20 protein-coding genes are annotated in these 21,547 nt (G+C 74.1%); 7 read left to right on the plus strand and 13 right to left on the minus strand.

Annotation, left to right across the window (positions count from 1 at the left end; genetic code table 11):
* Positions 1–94 precede the first annotated feature (94 nt).
* The 4 genes from tilS (at position 95) to folE (ending at position 4,932) form a co-directional block, all read left to right on the plus strand.
* Entirely contained in the window at positions 95–1,324 is a 1,230-nt protein-coding gene (tilS, locus tag SCA03_RS20210) for a tRNA lysidine(34) synthetase TilS (RefSeq protein WP_141275550.1), read from the plus strand.
* 161 nt (positions 1,325–1,485) lie between these two features.
* A complete protein-coding gene (gene hpt, locus SCA03_RS20215) occupies positions 1,486–2,025 on the plus strand; it encodes a hypoxanthine phosphoribosyltransferase (protein WP_030891083.1) in 540 nt (179 codons plus the stop codon).
* A 181-nt stretch (positions 2,026–2,206) separates the two neighbouring features.
* Positions 2,207–4,228 carry an ATP-dependent zinc metalloprotease FtsH gene (ftsH, locus tag SCA03_RS20220; RefSeq protein ID WP_030891091.1) on the plus strand — a complete coding sequence of 674 codons (2,022 nt, stop codon included), beginning with the start codon at positions 2,207–2,209 and terminating at the stop codon, positions 4,226–4,228.
* A gap of 98 nt (positions 4,229–4,326) precedes the next feature.
* Entirely contained in the window at positions 4,327–4,932 is a 606-nt protein-coding gene (gene folE, locus SCA03_RS20225; protein WP_030891094.1) for a GTP cyclohydrolase I FolE, read from the plus strand.
* An 81-nt stretch (positions 4,933–5,013) separates the two neighbouring features.
* On the opposite strand, the gene SCA03_RS20230 is transcribed toward folE, so the two are convergent.
* The 7 genes from SCA03_RS20230 to SCA03_RS20260 all read right to left on the minus strand — a co-directional run bounded on the left by SCA03_RS20230 (position 5,014) and on the right by SCA03_RS20260 (position 10,755).
* Entirely contained in the window at positions 5,014–5,502 is a 489-nt protein-coding gene (locus SCA03_RS20230) for a DUF3180 domain-containing protein (protein ID WP_086815492.1), read from the minus strand.
* A 77-nt stretch (positions 5,503–5,579) separates the two neighbouring features.
* Positions 5,580–6,176: a 2-amino-4-hydroxy-6-hydroxymethyldihydropteridine diphosphokinase gene (gene folK, locus SCA03_RS20235; protein WP_030891101.1), complete on the minus strand. Its 597-nt coding sequence runs from the start codon at positions 6,174–6,176 to the stop codon at positions 5,580–5,582.
* Positions 6,173–6,532 (minus strand): dihydroneopterin aldolase, encoded by a 360-nt coding sequence (gene folB, locus SCA03_RS20240; protein ID WP_030891104.1) that lies wholly within the window; start codon positions 6,530–6,532, stop codon positions 6,173–6,175. The genes folK and folB overlap by 4 nt, the downstream gene beginning before the upstream one ends.
* 448 nt (positions 6,533–6,980) lie before the next feature.
* The gene (locus SCA03_RS20245; RefSeq protein ID WP_030891107.1) at positions 6,981–7,502 is read right to left on the minus strand and encodes a nuclear transport factor 2 family protein; all 522 of its coding nucleotides are present in this window, start codon (positions 7,500–7,502) and stop codon (positions 6,981–6,983) included.
* A complete protein-coding gene (gene folP / locus SCA03_RS20250; RefSeq protein ID WP_051847029.1) occupies positions 7,499–8,440 on the minus strand; it encodes a dihydropteroate synthase in 942 nt (313 codons plus the stop codon). Before folP ends, SCA03_RS20245 begins: the two co-directional genes overlap by 4 nt.
* Positions 8,441–8,683: 243 nt before the next feature.
* Positions 8,684–10,219: a PH domain-containing protein gene (locus SCA03_RS20255; RefSeq protein ID WP_086817864.1), complete on the minus strand. Its 1,536-nt coding sequence runs from the start codon at positions 10,217–10,219 to the stop codon at positions 8,684–8,686.
* A 17-nt stretch (positions 10,220–10,236) separates the two neighbouring features.
* On the minus strand, positions 10,237–10,755 hold the full coding sequence (locus tag SCA03_RS20260) for a PH domain-containing protein (RefSeq protein ID WP_030889416.1): 519 nt from the start codon (positions 10,753–10,755) through the stop codon (positions 10,237–10,239).
* 69 nt (positions 10,756–10,824) lie between these two features.
* On the opposite strand from SCA03_RS20260, the gene SCA03_RS20265 reads away from it, so the two are divergent.
* On the plus strand, positions 10,825–11,982 hold the full coding sequence (locus SCA03_RS20265) for an NADH-quinone oxidoreductase subunit D (RefSeq protein ID WP_086817863.1): 1,158 nt from the start codon (positions 10,825–10,827) through the stop codon (positions 11,980–11,982).
* Between the two features lie 57 nt (positions 11,983–12,039).
* Here the strand turns inward: SCA03_RS20265 and SCA03_RS20270 are convergent, their stop codons facing one another.
* The 4 genes from SCA03_RS20270 to SCA03_RS20285 form a co-directional block, all read right to left on the minus strand.
* On the minus strand, positions 12,040–12,945 hold the full coding sequence (locus SCA03_RS20270) for a hypothetical protein (protein ID WP_141275551.1): 906 nt from the start codon (positions 12,943–12,945) through the stop codon (positions 12,040–12,042).
* 152 nt (positions 12,946–13,097) lie between these two features.
* Positions 13,098–14,138 carry an ABC transporter substrate-binding protein gene (locus SCA03_RS20275; protein ID WP_141275552.1) on the minus strand — a complete coding sequence of 347 codons (1,041 nt, stop codon included), beginning with the start codon at positions 14,136–14,138 and terminating at the stop codon, positions 13,098–13,100.
* Positions 14,139–14,203: 65 nt separating this feature from the next.
* Complete coding sequence (locus tag SCA03_RS20280; RefSeq protein ID WP_230988829.1) at positions 14,204–14,992, minus strand: ABC transporter permease; 789 nt, start codon at positions 14,990–14,992, stop codon at positions 14,204–14,206.
* Positions 14,989–15,765, minus strand: coding sequence for an ABC transporter permease (locus SCA03_RS20285; protein ID WP_030889385.1), 777 nt, complete (start codon positions 15,763–15,765; stop codon positions 14,989–14,991). The genes SCA03_RS20280 and SCA03_RS20285 overlap by 4 nt, the downstream gene beginning before the upstream one ends.
* Positions 15,766–16,013: 248 nt before the next feature.
* Here SCA03_RS20285 and SCA03_RS20290 point away from each other — a divergent pair, with 248 nt between their 5' ends.
* A complete protein-coding gene (locus SCA03_RS20290; RefSeq protein WP_086818405.1) occupies positions 16,014–17,243 on the plus strand; it encodes an ABC transporter ATP-binding protein in 1,230 nt (409 codons plus the stop codon).
* A gap of 37 nt (positions 17,244–17,280) precedes the next feature.
* Here SCA03_RS20290 and SCA03_RS20295 read toward each other — a convergent pair whose 3' ends face one another.
* Positions 17,281–18,774 carry a dihydrolipoyl dehydrogenase family protein gene (locus tag SCA03_RS20295; protein WP_141275553.1) on the minus strand — a complete coding sequence of 498 codons (1,494 nt, stop codon included), beginning with the start codon at positions 18,772–18,774 and terminating at the stop codon, positions 17,281–17,283.
* A gap of 288 nt (positions 18,775–19,062) precedes the next feature.
* On the minus strand, positions 19,063–20,178 hold the full coding sequence (locus tag SCA03_RS20300) for an SAM-dependent methyltransferase (protein ID WP_141275554.1): 1,116 nt from the start codon (positions 20,176–20,178) through the stop codon (positions 19,063–19,065).
* 132 nt (positions 20,179–20,310) lie between these two features.
* Between SCA03_RS20300 and SCA03_RS20305 the strand changes: the two genes are divergently transcribed.
* The gene (locus SCA03_RS20305; protein ID WP_030889373.1) at positions 20,311–21,543 is read left to right on the plus strand and encodes a sensor histidine kinase; all 1,233 of its coding nucleotides are present in this window, start codon (positions 20,311–20,313) and stop codon (positions 21,541–21,543) included.
* The last annotated feature ends 4 nt before the right edge of the window (positions 21,544–21,547 follow it).

Raw genomic sequence — 21,547 nt, forward strand, 5'->3', positions numbered from 1 at the left:
CGCGCACATTCCCGCACAGTGCGCGATTCCCCCCGCATCCCCCGCGAATCCCCCCGGGATTGGCGCAGATCCCTGACGAGGAAGTGAATCGGACATGGGTCCCCACCCCGCGGTCGCCGCGATACGCCTGGCGGTCCGCCGCACGCTCCACGAGGTGCGCGACGCGCACCCGACGGCCCCCGCCGCCCCCGGCACCCGCAGCCCCCGTCCCCCCGCAGCCCCCGCGATCCCCCCGTCTCCGCTCCCCGCGTCCGCCCCGACGGGCCCCGCGCAGCAGGCCCCGCTCCCGGCCGCAGCGCCGCTCGTTCTCGTCGCCTGTTCCGGCGGCGCCGACTCCATGGCACTCGCCTCGGCCCTCGCCTTCGAGGCGCCCCGGCTCGGCCTCCGCGCCGGCGGTGTGACCGTCGACCACGGTCTCCAGCCCGGCTCGGCCGAGCGCGCCCGCGACGTCGTCGAGCGGCTCACCGCACTCGGACTCGCCCCCGTCGAGTCCGTCTCCGTGCAGGTGCCCCGCACCCGCACCGGCCCCGAGGCCGCCGCCAGGGACGCCCGGTACCGCGCGCTGGACGAGGTGGCTGAGCGGCACGGCGCGGCCGCCGTCCTCCTCGGCCACACCCGTGACGACCAGGCCGAGACGGTGCTGCTCGGCCTCGCCCGCGGCTCGGGGACGCGCTCCCTGTCCGGCATGGCCGCCGTCTCCGGGCCGGGCGGCCGCTACCGGCGCCCGTTCCTGGCCGTCGACCGGCAGAGCACCCGCAAGGCGTGCATGGTCCAGTCGCTGCCCGTCTGGGACGACCCGCACAACGCCGACCCCGCCTACACCCGCTCCCGCGTCCGCCACGAGGCGCTGCCCGCGCTGGAGAAGGCGCTCGGCAAGGGCGTCGTCGAGGCGCTCGCCCGCACCGCACAGCTCTCCCGCGACGACGCCGACGCGCTCGACGCGTGGACGGACGACGTGGAACGCACCGTCCTGGAAGGGGCCGAGGGCCTCCGGGGCGCCGAGCCCGCCGAGGGCGTCCGTGGTGCCGCAGGCGCCGGACGTCCCGGAGTCGCCGGTGCCGCGGGCGCCTGTGCTTCCGGCCGCTGCCGGGTGCTCGACGCGGCACGGCTGACGCAGCTTCCGCCGGCGGTGCGGCGCCGGGTGCTGCGCCGGGCGGCGATCGAGGCCGGGGCGCCGGCCGGTTCGCTGAGCGCACGGCACATCGAGGAGGTGGACCGGCTGCTGACCGCCTGGCGCGGTCAGCGGCCCATCAACCTCCCCGGGCGTGTGGAAGCCGCACGGCAGGGTGGCAGACTGGTCATCCGGCATGGCTCACCGAACTGACCGGCCCGTCCACCGCTGACCGGCCCGGCTGCTCGGCGGGGCCGCAATCCCGGCGGAGAGCGGCGGGCGCCACGGACGCCGGTGACACCGGATCCGGCGGCGGTCCGCGGCGGGCCGCCGGGCCGCGACGAGCGAGAGCGACACGGGTGGACGAGAAAGACATGGGCACCGAGCTCGAATCGGTGCTGGTCAGCAAGGAACAGATCGACGCGAAGCTGGCCGAGATGGCGGCTGCCGTGGACGCGGAGTACGCGGGCAAGGACCTGCTGCTGGTGGGGGTCCTCAAGGGGGCCGTCATGGTGATGGCGGACCTCGCGAGGGCCCTGTCGAACCCCGTGACCATGGACTGGATGGCGGTGTCCTCGTACGGCGCCGGCACCCAGTCCTCCGGTGTGGTCCGCATCCTCAAGGACCTGGACACCGACATCCAGGACAAGCACGTGCTGATCGTCGAGGACATCATCGACTCCGGCCTGACGCTGTCCTGGCTGCTGTCGAACCTCGGCTCCCGGGGGCCGGCCTCGCTCAACGTGTGCACGCTGCTGCGCAAGCCGGACGCCGCGAAGGTCGACATCGACGTGAAGTGGGTGGGCTTCGACATCCCCAACGAGTTCGTCGTCGGCTACGGGCTCGACTACGCCGAGAAGTACCGCAACCTCCCGTTCGTCGGTACGCTCGCGCCCCACGTCTACGGCGGCTGAGCCGCCCCGGGCCGGGCGTCCGGAGCGGGAACACAGGGGCGGGTCCCCACGTTGAGGCTTCGGAGGGCGGTCCGGTTGACCGTCCTCGGCGGCGCCGGGTGACAATGCTGGGGTACCGTCCGAAGGTCAGGCTTTTCAACTCACTGTGGCAGGAGGGACGGGGCGCACACGCTCCGTATGGATGGACGTGAAGCGATACTTCCGCGGGCCGGTCATGTGGATCGTGCTGGCCGTCCTTGCCGTGGTCGTGTTGATGCAGGTCGTCGGCTCGTCCGGCGGCTTCAAGACGGTGGACACCGGCCAGGTCGTACAGGCGATCAACGATGACAAGGTGAAGTCCGCCGAGCTCACCACCGGCGACGAGCAGATCGTCAAGCTGGAGCTCAAGGACGGCGCCAAGGTCGAGGGCAGCGACAAGATCAAGGCGAGCTACATCGACGACCAGGGCGTCGACGTCGCCAAGACACTTCAGCAGAAGTACGACCAGAAGGAGATCCCGAAGGGATACACGGTCGCGCCGCAGAAGCAGAACCCGTTCGTCGGGATGCTGCTCTCGCTGCTTCCGTTCGTCCTGATCATCGTCGTCTTCCTGTTCCTGATGAATCAGATGCAGGGCGGCGGCTCCCGGGTGATGAACTTCGGCAAGTCGAAGGCCAAGCTCATCACCAAGGACACCCCGAAGACGACGTTCTCCGACGTCGCCGGTTCGGACGAGGCCGTCGAGGAGCTCCAGGAGATCAAGGAGTTCCTCCAGGAGCCCGCGAAGTTCCAGGCCGTCGGGGCGAAGATCCCCAAGGGTGTGCTGCTCTACGGCCCGCCCGGTACCGGTAAGACGCTGCTGGCCCGCGCGGTCGCCGGCGAGGCCGGTGTCCCGTTCTACTCGATCTCCGGCTCCGACTTCGTCGAGATGTTCGTCGGTGTGGGCGCCTCCCGCGTCCGCGACCTCTTCGAGCAGGCCAAGGCGAACGCCCCCGCGATCGTCTTCGTCGACGAGATCGACGCCGTCGGCCGCCACCGCGGCGCCGGCATGGGCGGCGGTCACGACGAGCGCGAGCAGACGCTCAACCAGCTGCTGGTCGAGATGGACGGCTTCGACGTCAAGGGCGGCGTCATCCTGATCGCCGCGACGAACCGGCCGGACATCCTGGACCCGGCGCTGCTGCGCCCGGGCCGCTTCGACCGCCAGGTCGCCGTGGACCGCCCGGACATGCAGGGCCGGCTGGAGATCCTCCAGGTGCACCAGAAGGGCAAGCCGATGGCCACCGATGTGGACCTCGGCGCCGTCGCCCGGCGCACCCCCGGCTTCACCGGTGCCGACCTGAGCAACGTCCTCAACGAGGCCGCGCTGCTCACCGCGCGCAGCGATCAGAAGCTGATCGACAACAAGTACCTGGACGAGGCGATCGACCGCGTCGTGGCCGGGCCGCAGAAGCGCACCCGGATCATGAGCGACAAGGAGAAGAAGATCACCGCGTACCACGAGGGCGGGCACGCCCTGGTCGCGGCGGCCTCACCGAACTCCGATCCCGTCCACAAGATCACGATCCTCTCCAGAGGCCGTGCGCTGGGCTACACGATGGTGCTGCCCGACGAGGACAAGTACTCCACGACGCGCAACGAGATGCTCGACCAGCTCGCCTACATGATGGGCGGGCGGGCCGCCGAGGAACTGGTCTTCCACGACCCGACCACCGGCGCGGCCAACGACATCGAGAAGGCCACGGCCACGGCCCGTGCGATGGTCACGCAGTACGGCATGACCGAGCGGCTGGGCGCGATCAAGTTCGGCTCCGACCAGTCCGAGCCCTTCCTGGGCAAGGAGATGTCCCACCAGCGCGACTACTCCGAGGAGGTCGCCGGGCTGGTGGACGAGGAGGTCAAGAAGCTGATCGAGACGGCGCACAACGAAGCCTGGGAAATCCTGGTGGAGAACCGCGACGTCCTCGACAACCTCGTCCTCGCGCTGCTGGAGAAGGAGACGCTGAACAAGGAGGAGATCGCCGAGATCTTCTCGCCGGTGGTCAAGCGCCCCACCCGTCCGGCGTGGACGGGCTCCTCCCGGCGTACGCCCTCGACGCGGCCTCCGGTCTCGGCTCCGCCCGCGGCGCTGACCAACGGCTCCACGTCGCTGGACAAGGGCAAGGAGATCGGCCCGCGCGACTCGGACGCGATCGTCGAGCCCGTGGACCCGGACAACGGATAGGCCCCACAAGGCCCCCGGAATGTCAGCCGCGCCCCTCGTGTTCTCATCCACGGAGGGGCGCGGCTCTTTGCTGTGCACGCACGAGGAACGAGGGACAGATGACCGACCCGGTGACCCTGGACGGCGAGACGCCGATAGGCGAGTTCGACGAGAAGCGAGCCGAGAACGCGGTGCGTGAACTGCTCATCGCCGTCGGTGAGGACCCCGATCGGGAGGGCCTGCTGGAGACGCCGGCCCGGGTGGCGCGGGCCTACCGGGAGATGTTCGCCGGGCTCCGGCAGCGGCCGGAGGACGTGCTGACGACCACCTTCGACCTCGGGCACGACGAGATGGTGCTGGTCAAGGACATCGAGGTGGTGAGCCAGTGCGAGCACCATCTGCTGCCGTTCCACGGGGTGGCGCACGTCGGCTACATCCCCTCGGCCTCCGGGAAGATCACCGGACTGTCCAAGCTGGCCCGGCTGGTGGAGGTCTTCGCCCGGCGCCCGCAGGTGCAGGAGCGGCTGACGACGCAGATCGCCGACTCGCTGATGCGGATCCTGGAGCCGCGGGGCGTCATCGTCGTCATCGAGTGCGAGCACATGTGCATGTCGGTGCGCGGGGTGCGCAAGCCGGGTGCGAAGACGACGACCTCGGCGGTGCGCGGTCAGCTGCGCGACTCGACGACCCGTGCCGAGGCGATGAGCCTGATACTGGCCAAGTGAGCCGTGTGTGCCGGGTGAGCCCCGTGGGGCGGCCGTCGGCCGGCTGAGGCGCCGGGCCGGCCGCCGCCGGGGAGCCGCCCGTCAGGCCGCGGTGGCCGGCGGGTGGTCGTCGTCATCGTCCTCCGGGAGCCGGCAGACGCGCTCCAGGAAGACGGCCGCCGCTATCACGGTGATTCCCGCGACCACGGCTGCGCCGGCATAGATGGCCTGGTCGCCGCGGGCGGGGATGTCGGAGCGCTCGGCGAGCAGGAAGACGCCGGCGCCGCCGTACATGCCGGAGACGAGCGCCGCGACGAGGGCGCTGGCCTGACCGAACAGCACGGCGCGTGCGGCCATCATCGGGTCCACGCCCTTGGCCTCCGGCTGCCGCTCGCGCTGGGCCTTGAGCCGGGCGCGCAGCGACAGCGCGGTGGCCAGCAGGACGGCCGCGATCGCGCCGAGCACGATCGGCGCCGCGACCGGGACGCCCGGCAGCGTGCCGAGCGCGTCCCAGAGCCGGGCGCCGCCCCACGAGAGCACCCCGGCGACGACGAAGAGCCCCGCCAGGGTGCGGATGCGTAGTTCCTTCACTGAGCTTTCACCTCGCGGGGGCGGCGTTCCGGGGTGCGGCCCGGGGCTGCTGATGGCACGGGTACCGGCGCCAACGCTCAGGCCGGGAGGCTGAGTTCCAGGTCCGCGCGCGCCGTGACGCCCTCGGTGCCGAGTGCGGCCAGCAGATCGTGGACGCTGCCGTGCCCGGGCACTTCGGCGGCCGGGTCGATGTCGTGCCACGGCACGAGGACGAACGCCCGCTCGTGCGCCCGCGGGTGGGGCAGGGTGAGCTTCGGATCGTCGGAGACGACGCCCTGGTAGGCGACGATGTCCACATCGATCGGCCGCGGGCCCCAGCGCTCGTCGCGCACCCGCTCCAGCGCCTCCTCGATGGCGTGCCCGCGCTCCAGCAGCGAGCTGGGCGGAAGCGTCGTCTTCACCAGCACCACGGCGTTGAAGTAGGAGGGCTGGCTGTCGGGGGCGACGCCCCACGGTTCGGTCTCGTAGACCGGCGAGACGGCCTTGACCTTCAGGCCCGGGGTGTCCGCCAGGGCGTCCACGGCGCTTTGCAGCGATTCCAGGCGGTTGCCGAGGTTGCTGCCGAGCGAGAGGACGGCGAGCTTGGGGTCGTGCAGGGTCGTGTCCGCCGCATCCACCTGCTGCACCACCGAGGCGGGCACCGGCTGTACGGTCGGGTCACTGTTCGGCGTCATGCGCGGCTCCGCTTGATAGTGAGGGTCACGTCTTCGAACGGCACGGTGATCGGGGCTTCGGGCTTGTGGACGACCACCTCGACCTCCTGCACGGCATCGTGCCGCAGACAGGTGTCGGCGATCCGCTGTGCCAGGGTCTCGATCAGGTCGACCGGCTCTCCTTCGACGACCGCGACGACCTCCTCCGCCACGATGCCGTAGTGGACGGTTCTGGTGAGATCGTCGCTGTCGGCGGCCGGGCGGGTGTCGAGGCCCAGCACGAGGTCGACGACGAAGGTCTGGCCTTCCTCGCGTTCCCTCGCGAACACCCCGTGATGCCCACGCGCCTTGAGGCCGCGCAGTGCGACGCTGTCCACGCGCATCACTCCCGTCGGTCGTACGGACACGGCGCCATGAAGCGCGCCAACGAATCGAATCTACCTGCGAGCGTCCGGCCCTCCGGGCGAGGGGCCGGGGCGCCCGGCACCGGGAATCCGGTCGTAGGGGGACGAACCACCGCCGACCGGGCCGGGGCCCGGGCCGCCGGGACGGCGGCGCGGCCGTCCGTCGGCGCCGCCTACCCACAGCGTCGCCGCACACGCGTGCATTCCCACGCACGTGACTCGAACGAGTGGGGTGGTGTCGGGAGTTCTCGCGACACCCACGGGTGACGCCGGGCCCGGTGGGGTGGAAAGGCGCCGTTCCGCGCGGCGCGCGGGCCGTCGGGAAGCGTTCGACAGCGGCCGACGGCAGCGGGGAGCGGCCGGGAACGGCCGGGGCGGTGCGCGGAGCCCGGGGGAGCGCTCGGCGGGCCTCGGCGCACGCTCAGAGCTCGATGTCCCCCTGGCCGAGGTCGCGCTCGTCCTCGCCGCCGTCCCCGTCGTCCTCCCCCTCTTCGTCGTCCTCCCGTTCGACGAGGACGGGGGAGCCGTGGTGCGACCACACCTTCCAGGCGCCGTCCGCACTCCGCCGGAAGACGTTCGTGGCGACCACCAGGCCGCCGACCAGCGGGCCCGCCGTGCCGTCCGCCTCGGCCGGGCCGCCGCTGAGGATGTTTTCCGTACAGGTCAGCAGGGCCGTGTCGCCCTGTACGGAGACCTCCACATCGGTGAGGAAGAACTGGATGTAGTCGGTGTTCGCCATGATCAGCGCATAGGAGCGGAGCACCTCCCCGCGCCCGGTGAGGACCGGCCAGCCCGGGTGGACGACGCTGACCCCCGAGCCGCCCACCTCCTCGTCCTCCAGCCACAGCCGGGAGAGGGCCTCGATGTCGCCCTGCTCGACCGCCTCGTAGAGCGCGGTGTTGGCGGCTTCCACGGCCTCGGTGTCCGTCTCGGGACTGCTCACGCGGTGGCCTCGGTGTCCTTCGCTTCGGGTACGGGGGCGACGGTGTGCGGGAGGGCCTCGGCGGCCTGCTCCACGGCGTGTGCGACCCGGACGGCGTCGGCGCTGGCCCGGACCTCGTGCACACGGACGGCCCAGGCGCCCTCGCGGGCGGCCAGGGAGGAGACGGCGGCGGTGGCCGCGTCCCGCTCGCGGGCGGGCGGCGGCGCCGCGCCCTTCTCGGCGGCCAGCACCCGGCCCAGGAACCGCTTCCTGGAGGCGGCCACGAGCAGCGGCAGGCCCAGTTCGGTGCGCAGCCGGGACAGCGCGGCGACCAGGGCGAGATCGTGCTCGGCCCGCTTGGCGAAGCCCAGGCCCGGGTCGACGACGATGCGTTCGGGGTCGATGCCGCCGGAGACCGCCCGGTGTATGGACTCGCGCAGCTCGGCCAGTACCTCGCCGACGACATCGGTGTACACGGCCCGGTTGTTCATGTCGATGCTCCGGCCGCGCCAGTGCATCACCACGAACGGTGCGCCGGTCTCGGCGACGGCCGGCACCATCCGGGGGTCGGCCAGGCCGCCGCTCACGTCGTTGACCAGGGCCGCGCCCGCCGCCAGCGCCCGCGCGGCGACGGAGGCACGCATGGTGTCGACGCTGACGACGACGCCCTCGTCCGCCAGGTCCCGGACGACGGGCAGCACCCGGCGCAGCTCCTCGTCCTCGTCCACGCGTGCCGCGCCCGGGCGGGTGGACTCGCCGCCGACGTCGATCAGATCGGCGCCCTGCGCCACCAGGTCCAGGCCGTGCTTGACCGCGGTCTCCGCCTCGAACCACCGTCCTCCGTCGGAGAAGGAGTCCGGGGTCACGTTGACCACGCCCATCACGGCGCAGCGGCCCCATACGGGGAGGCCCCGGGGGCCCTCCGGGCGGCCACAGCGGGCGTCCGTCGTCGCACTCATGCGCCCAGGGTAGGTGCCTGCCCGCCGCCCGGCCTTTCCGCCCTGTCGCCCCCACCCGTCCACCCTGTCGCTCCCACCCGGCCACCCTGTCGCCCCCCCACCCGGCACACGACGCCCCGCCGCCCGCGCCGCCCGTGCTGTCCGCGCCGCTCGTGCCGTGGGCCCGGTCCGGGGCGTCCGTGCCGGGTGCGCCGGGTGCGCCCTCCGCGCCGGGTGGGTGTCCTGCGCCTCCCGGGCGCCCCGTCACCTCCGTCTGCCCGTCACCAGGGCCCTGGCCTCGTCCTCGTCGCGCAGCCGGGCCGTCGCGTGGCCGCCTGCTCCGTCGTCGACGGTGACGTTCGCGAGCCGGTTGCGGCGCTCCCACGGGCCCTGGGCGAAGCGCACGCTCTGCACCTTGGCGTGCGGGACGAGCGTGGTGCGGCGGCCGAGCAGCCCGGTGCGGGTGACGAAGAGCGTGTCGGTCAGCCCGTGCCGGTAGCCGCGCCGGAAGACCGGGACGCAGCGCCCCGCGCGGCGCGGTGCGGGGCGGGCGGCGGCCGGCGCGGCAGCGACGTCCACGCCCGGCAGGACGCGGGCGAGCACGGCGGCGGCCTCCTCGCGGCGGGCCACGGGGATCAGCACGCCGCTCTCGTCGTCGTCCGTGCCGGCCACCCGCAGCTCGACGCGTACCCAGCGGTGGCGGCGCCACAGCAGCGGCTCGACGAGGCGGACCGCCTGCACCCGGCCGGGCGGCACCGTCTCGTGCCGCCGGTCCAGGAGCCCGGAGTCGAGGCGGAGCCCGTCGGGCGACTCGGCCACCGTCCAGTCCCACTCGCGCACCACCCGGCCGAGGCCGTGCGACCAGGCGAAGCCCAGCAGCGGGACGCCGCCCGCGCCGACGGCCCACAGGCTCTGCGCGCCGAACACGGCGAAGGCCGTCACGGCGGCGGCGACCACGAGCGGCACGATCCAGGCGCTGGACAGCAGCAGGGTGGCGGTCACCAGGGTGCGCGGTGCCACCCGCAGCAGGGCGCGGGAGGGCGCCTCGCCCGCGGCGGAGGCCTCCTCCGGCGCCATCCCGGCGGCCCGGGCGAGGAGTTCGGCGCGCAGGGCGACGGCCTCCCGCTCCCCGAGGAAGGCCAGTTCGTCCTTGGACTCGGTGCCGACGACGTCGAGTTTGAGCTTCGCGACGCCGGCCAGCCGGGCGAGCAGCGGCCGGGAGACGTCGACGGCCTGCACCCGGTCGAGCCGCAGATGCGCGGTGCGGCGGAAGAACAGGCCCGTGCGGATGCGCAGTTCGGTGTCGGTGAGCAGATAGCTGGTGCACCACCAGGACAGGAAGCCGTAGCCGGCGGCCACCGGCAGCAGGACGCCCAGGGCGAGCAGGACCCAGCCGGGGGTCAGATGCCCGGCCCATTCACGGGCCCGTCCCACGTCGTGGGCGACGGCGGCGAGCACGGCGGCGAGCGGTGCCCAGGCGCGCCGCCACGGGGTGACGGGGTGCAGCCGCCGGCCCTCGGGGCGAGCAGGCAGCAGCCTCCGGCCGCCCTTCCGGGCCGGGGTGTTGCCGTCCTCCCGGGCGGAACCGCCGCCGTCGTGCCGCGCGGGGGCTTCGTCGCTCTTCCGCGCGGGGGCGTCCTGAGCGCTCGGGGTGGTGTCCTGGGCTCGCGTGGCAGCGTGTTGGGCTCGCGTGGCAGCGTCCTCGGTTCGCGCGGGCTCGTCGTGCTTCCCGTGCTTCCCTTGCTTCCCGTGCTTCCCGTGCTTCCCGTGCGGCGGGGTGAGGGGTTCGTCGGCGGGCATCCGGGGCCTCCGGGGGGTCACAGCCCGGCCGCGCGGGCCTCGCCCAGCTCGGTGAGCCGGTCGCGGAGCCGTTCGGCCTCGGCGGGGGAGAGGCCGGGGATCTCCGCGTCGGTCCTGGCGGCGGCCGTGTGCAGCTGGAGCGTGGCCAGGCCGTAGCGGCGCTCCAGCGGTCCGGAGGTGACCTCGACGAGCTGCATCCGCCCGTACGGCACCACCGTCAGCTCCTGCCACAGCACGCCGCGCGCGATGAGCAGGTCGTCGGCGCGCTCCGCGTACCGCCACGAGCGCCAGTTGCGTCCCAGGGCTCCCCAGCCCCAGGCCGCCGCCGCCAGCGGCAGCACCGCGCACACCGGCCAGAGACCGCCCACCGTCAGGGCGAGCGCGAGGGCGCAGGCCACGGCCGCCGGCAGCAGCGTGGCCAGCAGCAGGAGCCGGCGCAGGGGCAGCAGGGCGGGCTGGAGGCCGCGCCAGCCGGTCCCGGCGGCGGGGTCCGCGGCCTCGTCCGGTATGCCCGCGCGCGGTGTCCGACTCGTCATGGGGACAGCGTAGAAGTCCCGGCAGAGAGGGCTTGTCCGTCTGGAGGAGGAGGCTGCGAGACTTGCGTCATGACGCAGACGGAGACGGCGGTCACGACGGTCGGCATCGGCGGCGCGGCGGAGAGCACCGACATGGTGCTCAACATCGGGCCGCAGCACCCGTCCACCCACGGGGTGTTGCGGCTGCGGCTCGTCCTCGACGGGGAGCGGATCGCGCGGGCCGAGCCGGTGGTGGGCTATATGCACCGCGGGGCCGAGAAGCTCTTCGAGGCGCGCGACTACCGGCAGATCATCGTCCTCGCGAACCGGCACGACTGGCTGTCGGCCTTCTCCAACGAACTCGGCGTCGTCATGGCCGTCGAGCGGATGCTCGGCATGGAGGTGCCCGAGCGGGCGGTGTGGCTGCGCACGCTGCTGGCCGAGCTGAACCGGGTGCTCAACCATCTGATGTTCCTGGGCTCCTATCCGCTGGAACTGGGCGGGATCACCCCCGTCTTCCACTCGTTCCGGGAGCGCGAGGAGCTCCAGAACGTCATGGAGGAGGTCTCCGGCGGCCGGATGCACTACATGTTCAACCGGGTCGGCGGCCTGAAGGAGGATCTGCCGGCCGGCTGGCGCGAGCGGGCCCGGCGGGCCGTCGCCGCGGTGCGCGGCCGGATGGGCACCTTCGACGAACTCGTGCTCGGCAACGAGATCTTCCGCGGCCGCACCCGTGGCGTCGGGGTGCTCGCGCCCGAACTCGTGCACGCCTACGGGGTCAGCGGGCCCCTGGCCCGCGCCTCGGGTGTCGACTTCGATCTGCGCCGCGACGAGCCGTACCTCGCCTACGGGCAGCTGCGGGGCACGCTGCGGGTGGTCACGCGCGAGCAGGGCGACTGCCTGGCGCGGTTCGAGGTGCTGCTGGAGCAGGTGCACAACTCCCTGGAGCTGGCGGACGCCTGCCTCGACCGGCTCGCCGAGCTGCCGCCCGGGCCCGTCAACCAGCGCCTGCCCAAGGTCCTCAAGGCCCCCGAGGGCGCCACCTACGCCTGGACGGAGAACCCGCTCGGGCTCAACGGCTACTACCTCGTCTCGCGCGGCGAGAAGACGCCGTACCGGCTGAAGCTGCGCTCGGCCTCGTACAACAACATCCAGGCGCTGGGCGAACTGCTGCCGGGGACGCTCGTCGCGGACATGGTGGCGATCCTCGGCTCGTTCTTCTTCGTCGTCGGCGACATCGACAAGTGAGCCGCATCCGTTGACCCGGCGCCCGGCCGGTGCGGCTCGCGCCGTCCGGCGGCCGGGTCAGTTGCGCGGGCCGACGCCGAAGAAGTCGAAGGTGCCGGTGTCGGCGCTCGTGCCGTCCGGCTCCGCGGGGCCCGTGCCGTCCTCGCCGCCCTTGCCGTTGCTGCTGTGCTTGCCGTCCTTGCTGTGCCGGCCGTCCTTGGCCGTGCGGTCCGCCGGGCCGGCGGGCGGCGGCACCGGGGAGGCCGTGCTGGTACGGGCCCGCCGCTCGGCCTCCACCCGCTCCTGCGCGGCGCGCTCCTTGCTCAGCCGCGCCTCGTGCGCCGCCCGCTCCTCGCGTTCGCGCTCCTCCTGCGCGGCGCGCTGCCGGGCGGCGTTCTCGGGCAGCTCGTCGAGGGCCCGGCCGGCCCGCACATAGGTCAGCGGTGAGGGGGCGCCGGTGGCGCTGCGGTGGTCGGTGGCGGCCGGGGCCAGCTCGCGGGCCGGTTCGCCGGCCTCCAGCTCCAGCTGCCTGCGGCCCTCCAGCTCGTCCGCCCGGTCCGACTGCGCCTGGGCGAACCGGCGCAGCAGGTCGGCGTGTTCGGAGCGCAGCCGGGCCAGTTCGGCGCGCTTGTCGCGCAGCTTCGTCTCCAGCCGGGCGCGGATCTCCCGCAGGTCCTCGGCCTCGGTCTCCAGCTCGGCCTGCTTCTCCTCGGCACGCCAGGCCGCGCTCGCCTGCTGTGCCCGCAGATCGCCCACGCGCCGGCCCGCCGCCTTGTCCCACCGGCGCAGCAGCACGGCACCGCACACGGCGCACAGCGCGGCCAGCGCGGCGAGGCAGCGCAGTACGACGGTCGCCGTATCGCTCAGCCCCGGTTCCCCGAACAGCCAGGCGGCGCCGGCGCAGGCCAGTGCGGCCACTGCGACGGCGGCCGGGTACAGAAGCCGGTGCAGGGGTGGCGAATGACGGTGACGTCCACGTGGCATGGCTGGGAATTTACCGCGTTCGGACCGGTTGGTGACACCGGCCGGTCCCCCCGCTCCCCCGCCCCGCCTCGTGCACACCCCCGCCGCCGGCCGTGTTCACACAAGCCGCACAGGCTGTTTTCAGCCCCTGCGGGGTTACCGGGGGAGCGTCCCTAGACGAGGCCCTTGCGGGAGAGGTACTGCTCGGCGACGTCGTGGGGCTTGAGCCGGTCGCGGTCGACCTTCCGGTTCAGCTCGGTGAGGTCCTCGGTGGTGAGGACGCGGGTGAGGCGGTCCAGGGCCCGGGCCACCTTCGCGTCGCCGGCGTCCTTCGCGTTGACGACGGGGACGATGTTGTCCGCGTTCTGGAGCCTCTTGTCGTCCTCCAGCAGGACGAGGCCGAACTGGTCGAGGGTGGCGTCCGTGGTCGTGGTGAGGACGAGCTGGTCCTTGCCGTCCTTCACGGCCTGCTTGGACTGCGCCGTGCCCACGCCCTTGGGGTCGATGCCGCGCACGTCGATGCCGTAGGTCTTCTCCAGGCCGGGGCGGCAGAACGGCCGTGTCTCGCATTCGTCGCCGGCGGCCACGGTGATGCGCTGCTTGCTCTTCCCGAGGTCGGTGAGGGTCTTGAGGTGGTGCTTGGCCGCGTAGTCGCGGGAGACGGCGAACGCGTTCTGGTCCACGGCCCGCCCGGCCTCCAGGACCTTCAGCCCGCGCGGCTCGGCCAGCCTGCGCAGCGCCTGGAGGGTGCGGTCGGCGTTCGGCGAGGCGACGGGGTCGGCGTCGGGGCCGTGCGCCTTCGCGTTGAGGAACTCGGCGAGCGTCGCCGCGTACTCGGGGACGACGTCGATGCGGCCCTTCTCCAGCTCGGGCTCGTACAGTTCGCGGTTCTTGACCTTCTTCACGGAGGCGCGGAACCCGGCCTTCGACAGCACGCCCGCGTACAGCTCGGCGACGATCTGCGACTCGGTGAAGCCGGCCGAGCCGACGACGAGGCCGCCCTTGCCGCCGGGCGCCTGCTCCTCCAGTCCGGCGCCGCACGCCGTGAGCGCCGTCGTCAGCGCGGTGCACAGACCGGCGAGTGCGAGGGCGCGTCCGGCCCGGCGGGCGCGGGCGCGCGGGCGGGCGGGGGCGCGGGCCGGACCGGGGCGCCGGGAGCGCGGGGGCTTCCCGGGGAGCGCGGGCGGCAAAGGCAGCGGGGGCAGCGCGGGCATCGGGCTCACCGTTTCGTCGGGTGCGGGTGTGCCGGGACGTCGGGTGCGGGCGGGCGGCGCGGGGCTCAGGTGCCGGGGCGGGCCGGGGCCGGGCGCCGGGCCCGGCCTCCGGGAGGTGCGGTGGTGTTTCCGGTGTCCCCGGCGCCCCCGGTGTCCTCGGCCGGTCCGGTGGGGCGGCGGCGCATCGGGTCGGCCCGGCGCTCGACGAGCTTCAGCACGCCCTCGACGAGCAGCGCGAGCGCGGCGACGAGCAGGGCGCCGGCGACCACCTGGGCGGTGCGGTAGTTGCCGAATCCGGCGGTGATGAGCCGGCCGAGTCCGCCGCCGCCGGGCAGCGCGGCGAGGGTCGCCGTGGCGACGAGCTGGACGGCGGCCGTCTGGATGCCGGTCATGATCAGCGGGAAGGCGAGCGGCAGTTCGACCTGGCGCAGCAGCTGGCCGCCCGTCATCCCCATGCCCTTCGCGGCCTCGACGACGTCCCGGTCGGCCTCCCGGACGCCCGTGTAGGCGTTGGTCAGCAGCGGCGGCAGGGCGAACAGGACGAGGGCGACGATCGTCGCCCAGTCCCCGTACCGGCCCAGCGGGCCCATCGACAGCAGGACGAGGACGGCGAACGTGGGCACGGCGCGGCCCGCGTTGGAGATGTTCACCGCGAGCGCGCCGCCGCGGCCGATGTGCCCCAGCCACAGCGCGAGCGGCAGCGCGAGGACGCAGGTGATCGCCAGGCAGACGCCGGTGAGATAGAGGTGCTCGCCCAGCCGCTGGAGGATGCCGCCCTCTTCCGTCCAGTGGGCGCCGGTGGTGAGCCAGGAGAAGGTGTCGGTCACATAGGAGAGGAAGTCCACGGCCGTCACCCGGCCCTTCCGGCGAGCTGCGGCGCGGGTGCGCCGCCGTCCGCACCGGACGCGGTGGCGGCCGGGCCGCCCGGGGAGCCCGCGGCGCGCCGGCGCCGCCGGGAGCGCGTCCACGGGGTGAGGGCCCGCTGGAGTGCGAGCAGCAGGACGTCGGCGAGGACGGCGAGCAGCACGCACAGCACGGACGCGGTGAGCACCTGCGCCTTGAACCAGCTCTCCATGCCGTCGTAGATGAGGTTGCCGAGGCCGCCGTAGCCGACGATCGCGCCGATGGTCGTCAGCGAGACGGCCGTGACGGTGGCGATGCGGACGCCCGCCAGCAGGGCCGGCAGCGCCAGCGGCAGCTCCACCTCGAACAGGAGCCTGCCGGGGCCGTAGCCCATGCCCCGGGCCGCCTCGGTGGCCTCCTGCGGGACGGCCTCCAGACCGGCGAGCGTGTTGCGTACCAGGACGGTCAGCGAGTAGAGCACCAGCCCCGTCACGACCACGGCCGCCGAGAGGCCGAACACCGGCAGCAGCAGCGCGAACATGGCCAGCGAGGGCACCGTGTACAGGATCGTCGTCACGGCGAGGGCGGGGCCGCGCGCCGCGCGCCAGCGCCGGGCCGCCACCGCGAGCGGCACCGCCAGCAGCACCGCGATCAGGATGGCGACCGCGGTGATCCAGATGTGTTCGACCGTCGCGTCCACCAACTCGCTCTGCCGGGTGCGCAGATACTCCCCGCACCACCAGTCGTTCGCCGCGAGGCAGCCCTCGGGTGATGTGCTGCTCACGCCGTTCTCCTCCCGTACGGTGTCGAGCCCGGTCAGTGACGCGCGACCCTATCCCAGCCCGGTGACAGCGGTGCCTCCCGTGAAGGGTTTCGTGGAAAGGATTGCCCCGAGGCGGACGTTGCGTGTTCAGTGGCGGGCCGCGGCCGGGGGCCGGGACACCGTGCGCCGGTGCGCCGCCCGGGTGTCGGACCGGCCGGTGAGAATGCCGGGGACGGCGAAGGCGTGAGCCGAGGGTGACGGTGAGGGACATGATTCGCTTCGAGGACGTGACCAAGCGCTACCCCGACGGCACCGTCGCCGTCGAGGGGCTCTCCTTCGAGGTCGGGGAGGGGGAGATCGTCACGCTCGTCGGGCCCTCGGGCTGCGGCAAGACGACGACGATGAAGATGGTCAACCGGCTCATCGAGCCGACCGGCGGCCGGATCCTGCTCGACGGCGAGGACATCGCGGACGCCGAACCGGTCCAGCTGCGCCGGCGGATGGGCTACGTCATCCAGCAGACGGGGCTGTTCCCGCACCGCACGGTGCTCGACAACACCGCCACCGTCCCGCATCTGCTGGGCTGGTCGCGCGCCCGGCGGCGGGAGCGGGCACGGGAACTGCTGGATCTGGTCGGGCTCGACCCGTCCCAGTACGGGGACCGCTATCCCGACCAGCTCAGCGGCGGCCAGCGGCAGCGGGTGGGGGTGGCACGCGCGCTGGCGGCGGATCCACCGGTGCTGCTGATGGACGAGCCGTTCGGCGCCGTCGACCCGGTGGTGCGCGAGCACTTGCAGAACGAGTTCCTGCGGCTCCAGGCGCGGCTGCACAAGACGGTGCTCTTCGTCACGCACGACATCGAGGAGGCGGTCCGGCTGGGGGACCGCATCGCGGTCTACGGCGAGGGCCGTATCGAGCAACTGGGCCCGCCCGCGCGGGTGCTGGGCGAGCCGGCCACGCCGTACGTCGCGGACTTCGTCGGCGCCGACCGCGGGCTCAAGCGGCTCTCGGTGACCTCGATCGTGCCCACCGATCTGGAGGCGCCGCCGACCGTGCATCTGACCGACCGCACGGGCGCCGCCATGGCACGGCTCACCGAGGAGGGCGCCCGCTGGGCCGTCGTCCTGGACGACGCCGACGAGCTGCACGGCTGGGTCGGCGCCGCCGAACTGGCCCGGGGCGCCCTGGCCGACGGCGAGCGGGGCAAAGAGGCCGAACAGGGCAAGCGGGGCGCGGGCGGTGAGCGGGGCAGCGGTACGGTCGCCGATCACGCGCGGCGCATGGAGGCGTGGCTGCCGCTGGGCTCCTCGCTCAAGCAGGCGTTCAGCACGATGCTCCAGCACGACGCCGGCTGGATCGCCGTCCTCGACGAGCAGGACCGTTTCGTCGGTGTCCTCACCCCGGCCCGGCTGCACGAGGCCCTGCGCAGATCGGTGGACGCCGACGCCCGCGAAGTCGCCCGCGAGGACGTGTCGTTCACCTCGATCGAGAGCGCCTAGCCGGGCCGGTCCCGGCCGGAGCGTGCGGCGGCGCCGCTCAGGTCCAGCGGGAGCGCTTGGTACGCGGCTCGTCGGTGTGCCCGGCCGCCTGGAGAGCGTTCAGCGCGTCCAGGACGCCGCGGTGGAACGTGGGATAGGCGTAGATCATCTCGCGCAGCGTGGCCACCGGCAGGGACGCGCGGACGGCGACGGCGAGCCCGTAGAGGATCTCGCCGCCCGCCGGGCCCGCGGCGGTGGCGCCGACCAGGACCCCGCGGTCCGCGTCCTCGACGAGCTTGAGGAAGCCCTCGTTGCCCGTGCCGTGGATCCAGCCCCGCGAGGTGGCCGGCACCTGGGCCGTGCCGGTGCGCAGCCGCAGACCCCGCTCGCGCGCGAGGTCCTCGGTCAGCCCGACGGCGGCGATCTCCGGGTCGGTGAAGGTCACCCGCGGCACGGCACGGTAGTCGGCCTCGGGACCCTTCTCGCCCAGGATCGAGCGCACCGCGATGTCCGCCTGGTACATCGCCATGTGGGTGAAGGCGCCCTCACCGGTGACGTCGCCCACCGCCCACACGTCCGGCGCCGCCCGCATCCGCTCGTCCACGCGCAGGCTCCCGGAGGCCGGGTCGATGCCCAGGTGCTCCAGGCCGAGACCGGCGAGCCGCGGCCGCCGCCCGGTGGCCACCAGCAGCCGGCGGGCCCGCAGTTCGCCGTCGCCCTCCAGATCGAGGACGAAGCCCTCCGCGTCGGAGTACCGCGCGGACTTGACCGTCGTGTGCGTCCACACGGTCACCCCGTCGGCCTTCAGCACCCGCTCGACCAGCTCGCCGCTCTCCGGCTCCTCGGCGGACAGCAGCCTGCGCGAGGTCTCGACGACGGTCACCAGCGTGCCGAACCTGGCGAACGCCTGGGCCATCTCCAGCCCGACCGCGCCACCGCCGAGCACCAGCAGCGACGGCGGTGCCTCGGTGGCGGAGACGGCCTGCCGGTTCGTCCAGTACGGCACCCGGTCCAGGCCGTCGACCGGCGGTGCCCACGGGGCGCTGCCGGTCGCGACGACGACGCCGCGCCGGGCCCGGAACCGGGACACCCGGGACGCCGAGCCGTCCTCGCCGCTTTCGACCTCGACCTCGCCGGGGCCCGTGAACCGCCCCCGGCCGCGTACGAAGCGTCCGCCCTTGCCGGTGAAGCGCTCCACGGCCGCCGCGTCGTCCCAGTCCGTCGTCGCCTCGTCCCGGATCCGGGACGCCACCGGCGACCAGTCGGGCTCCACCTGGGCGAGCCCCGCCATGCCGCGCACCCGCCGGGCCTCGGCCAGCAGATCGGCGCCGCGCACCATCATCTTCGTCGGCACACACGCCCAGTACGGGCACTCACCGCCCAGCAGTTCCGCCTCGACCCCGACGACGTCGAGCCCGGCGGACGCCAGCCGCCCCGCCACCTCCTCGCCGCCGGGCCCCATGCCGAGCACCACGACATCGACTTCCTCGGCCGCGCCTGCCGCACCGCCCTCCGCGCCCGCTCGCCCCTCGCCCGTCCGCGTCCGTGCCATGGGTCCGCCTCCTCGTCCGGAGGGCCGGACGGCACACCGCCCGGCACCGCGTCTGAAGCGAGCATAGGAGCGCCCGCCCGCCGCGGCACCCGGGCGCCCGCCGCTTTCGCCCGCCCGCAGGCCGCCCCCGCCGCGCGGTGCCGCCCGCCGCGCCCACGCGTCCCGTCGCCGTCCGCCGCGCCCACGCGTCCCGTGGCCGACCGCAGCCTTGTCGCCGTCCGCCGACGGCTGCCTTGTCGCCGAGAGCCGTGCGCCGGACCGCCGTCCGCCGGACCGCCCCTCCCGGCGTCACACCGGGCCGCGGACGCCCCCGCGTGCGCACACCAGCCAGCCGAAGCCGCCCAGCCCGGCCGGGTCGAGCAGTTCGGCGGCCTGTCCCGCGGCGGCCAGGGCGCGTACATAGCCGGCCGGGTCGGTGCTCGCCCGGGCGAGGGGCGGGCGCCGGCCGGTCACCCCGAGGGCGCGCAGCGCCTCGTGCTGGGGGCGCACATACGCCGGTCCGGGCGCCGCCGCGGCGACCGCGTCCAGCGCCACGTGCGCGGTCAGATCGCAGTCGCCGTCCGGGACGGGCGGCACCTCGCGCCCCTCGCGGAACCCGGTCAGCGTGCCGAGGGGCGGCCGGGAGCCGCGGCTGTGCGCGTAGTCGACGGCGACGGCGACGCCCGCGCGCAGCGCCCCGGCGGCGCGTGCCCACGCCGCGTCCCGGGGCCCGCCCAGCTCGGCGCGCGTCCCGGCCGGGGCCCCGGCCAGCGGCCACCAGCGCTCCAGCCACCGGGCGTCCTCGCCGGTCACCGGCCCGCCGAGCCGCTCGGTGCCGTCCGGTGCGACGAGCACCTGGCGCGGTACGCCGTCCGGCCCGGTCTCGGCGACGTCCACGGGGACGTTGTCCAGCCACTCGTTGGCGAACAGCAGCCCGGTCAGGCTGTCCGGCGCGGGCAGCGCCGTCTGCCAGGAGATCCGGGGGTCGAGCCCGGCGGGACGCGCCCGGCGCTCCACGGCGACCGCCCGCAACCGCCGCACCGCCGGGCGCCCCGGCTCCCTGCCCCCCGCCGCTCCGGCCGCCCCCGGGGCCTCTGCCGCCCCCGGGGCCTCTGCCGTGCCGGGGGCCTCTCCCGCGTCGAGGGTCTCTCCCGCGCCGAGGGCCTCTTCTGCGTCGAGCGCGGCCAGCACCCCCGTGAGCAGTTCGCCGTGTCCGGCGCCGACGTCGACGAGGTCCAGCCGCTCGGGCCGGCCGAGGGCGGCGTCCACCCGCAGGAGGAGGCGTGCGACGGCCCGCGCGAACAGCGGGGAGGCGTGCACCGAGGTGCGGAAGTGGGCGGCGGGCGCCTCGCGGGTCCAGAAGCCGCCGGGCCCGTAGAGCGCGCGCTCCGTGGCCGCGCGCCAGCCGGAGGGCTCGGGAACCATGGCGGTCACCGTACGCGAGGCCGTGCGCCCCGTGTGGAGCTGCGCCCTCCACCTTGGGGAGTACGGGCGGCCGCCATGGATCGGCCGTCCGGTTGACCTCAGGATGTGCTCGGCCTTCATACGCTGGGTGATGTGAACCGGCTCTACGACTTCCTCCGCAGACACCCCACATGGGTGGACAGCTTCTGGGCTGTGTTCCTGCTGCTGTTGTCGTCGGGCTGGCTCCTGGCGAGCTTCTCCACGCCGGACCCGGAGTCGGGGCTGCCGACGCGGGAGGCCGAGCGCATCGCCTCCATCCCCATCGCGCTGGCGCTGAGCCTCGTCGTCGCGCTGCGGCGGCGGGCGCCCAACAAGATGCTGCTGCTCGCCACGGGCACGGGGCTCGCGCAGCTGATCACGGATGTCAGCACCATCCCCGGGGACTTCGCCCTGCTGGTGATCGTCTTCACCGTCGCCTCGCGGCACACCCGCTGGGCCTCCCGGCTCGCCCTCGTCGGCTGTATCGCCGCCCCGCTGCTGGACACCCTGCGCTGGTGGAACCCGCGCGCCGAGACCCTCGGCAACATCTTCGGCTGGCTGTTCCTGACGCTCGTCTTCGTGCTGGCCTGGGTCCTCGGCGACTCGGTGCGCACCCGCCGGGCGTACTACCTGCAACTGGAGGAGCGCGCCCGGCGGCTGGAGAAGGAGCGTGAGGCGCAGGCCAAGGTGGCCGTCGCCGCCGAGCGGGCCAGGATCGCCCGGGAGCTGCACGACGTGGTGGCGCACAACGTCTCGGTGATGGTCGTCCAGGCGGACGGCGCCGCCTATGTGCTGGACACGGCGCCGGACCAGGCCCGCACGGCGCTGGAGACGATCTCCGGCACGGGCCGCCAGGCGCTGGCGGAGATGCGCAGACTGCTGGGGGTGCTGCGCACCGGCGACGGCGCGAGACGCGACGGCGACGCGTACGTGCCGCAGCCCGGCGTGGAGCAGCTGGCCGATCTGGTCGAGCAGGTGCGGACGGCCGGGCTCACCGTGGACTTCAAGGTGGAGGGCGATCCCCGCCCGCTGCCCAGCGGCGTCGAGCTGACGGCGTACCGCATCATCCAGGAGGCGCTCACCAACAGCCGGAAGCACGGCGGCCCGGACGTCGGCGCGAACGTGCGGCTCAACTACGGGGAGGACGAGCTGACGGTGATCGCCGAGGACGACGGCCGCGGCGCCCGGCGTGAGCTGTACGAGGAGGGGGGCGACGACGGCCTCGGGCACGGGCTGATCGGCATGCGGGAGCGCGTCGGCATGGTCGGGGGTGCGCTGGAGGCCGGTCCGCGCCCGGGCGGCGGCTTCCGGATCAGTGCGGCGCTCCCGCTCAAGGGCGCAGACTGACGGC

Origin of the sequence: Streptomyces cacaoi, assembly GCF_006539165.1 — a bacterium.
In the GTDB taxonomy this organism is placed as follows: Bacteria; Actinomycetota; Actinomycetes; order Streptomycetales; family Streptomycetaceae; genus Streptomyces; species Streptomyces cacaoi.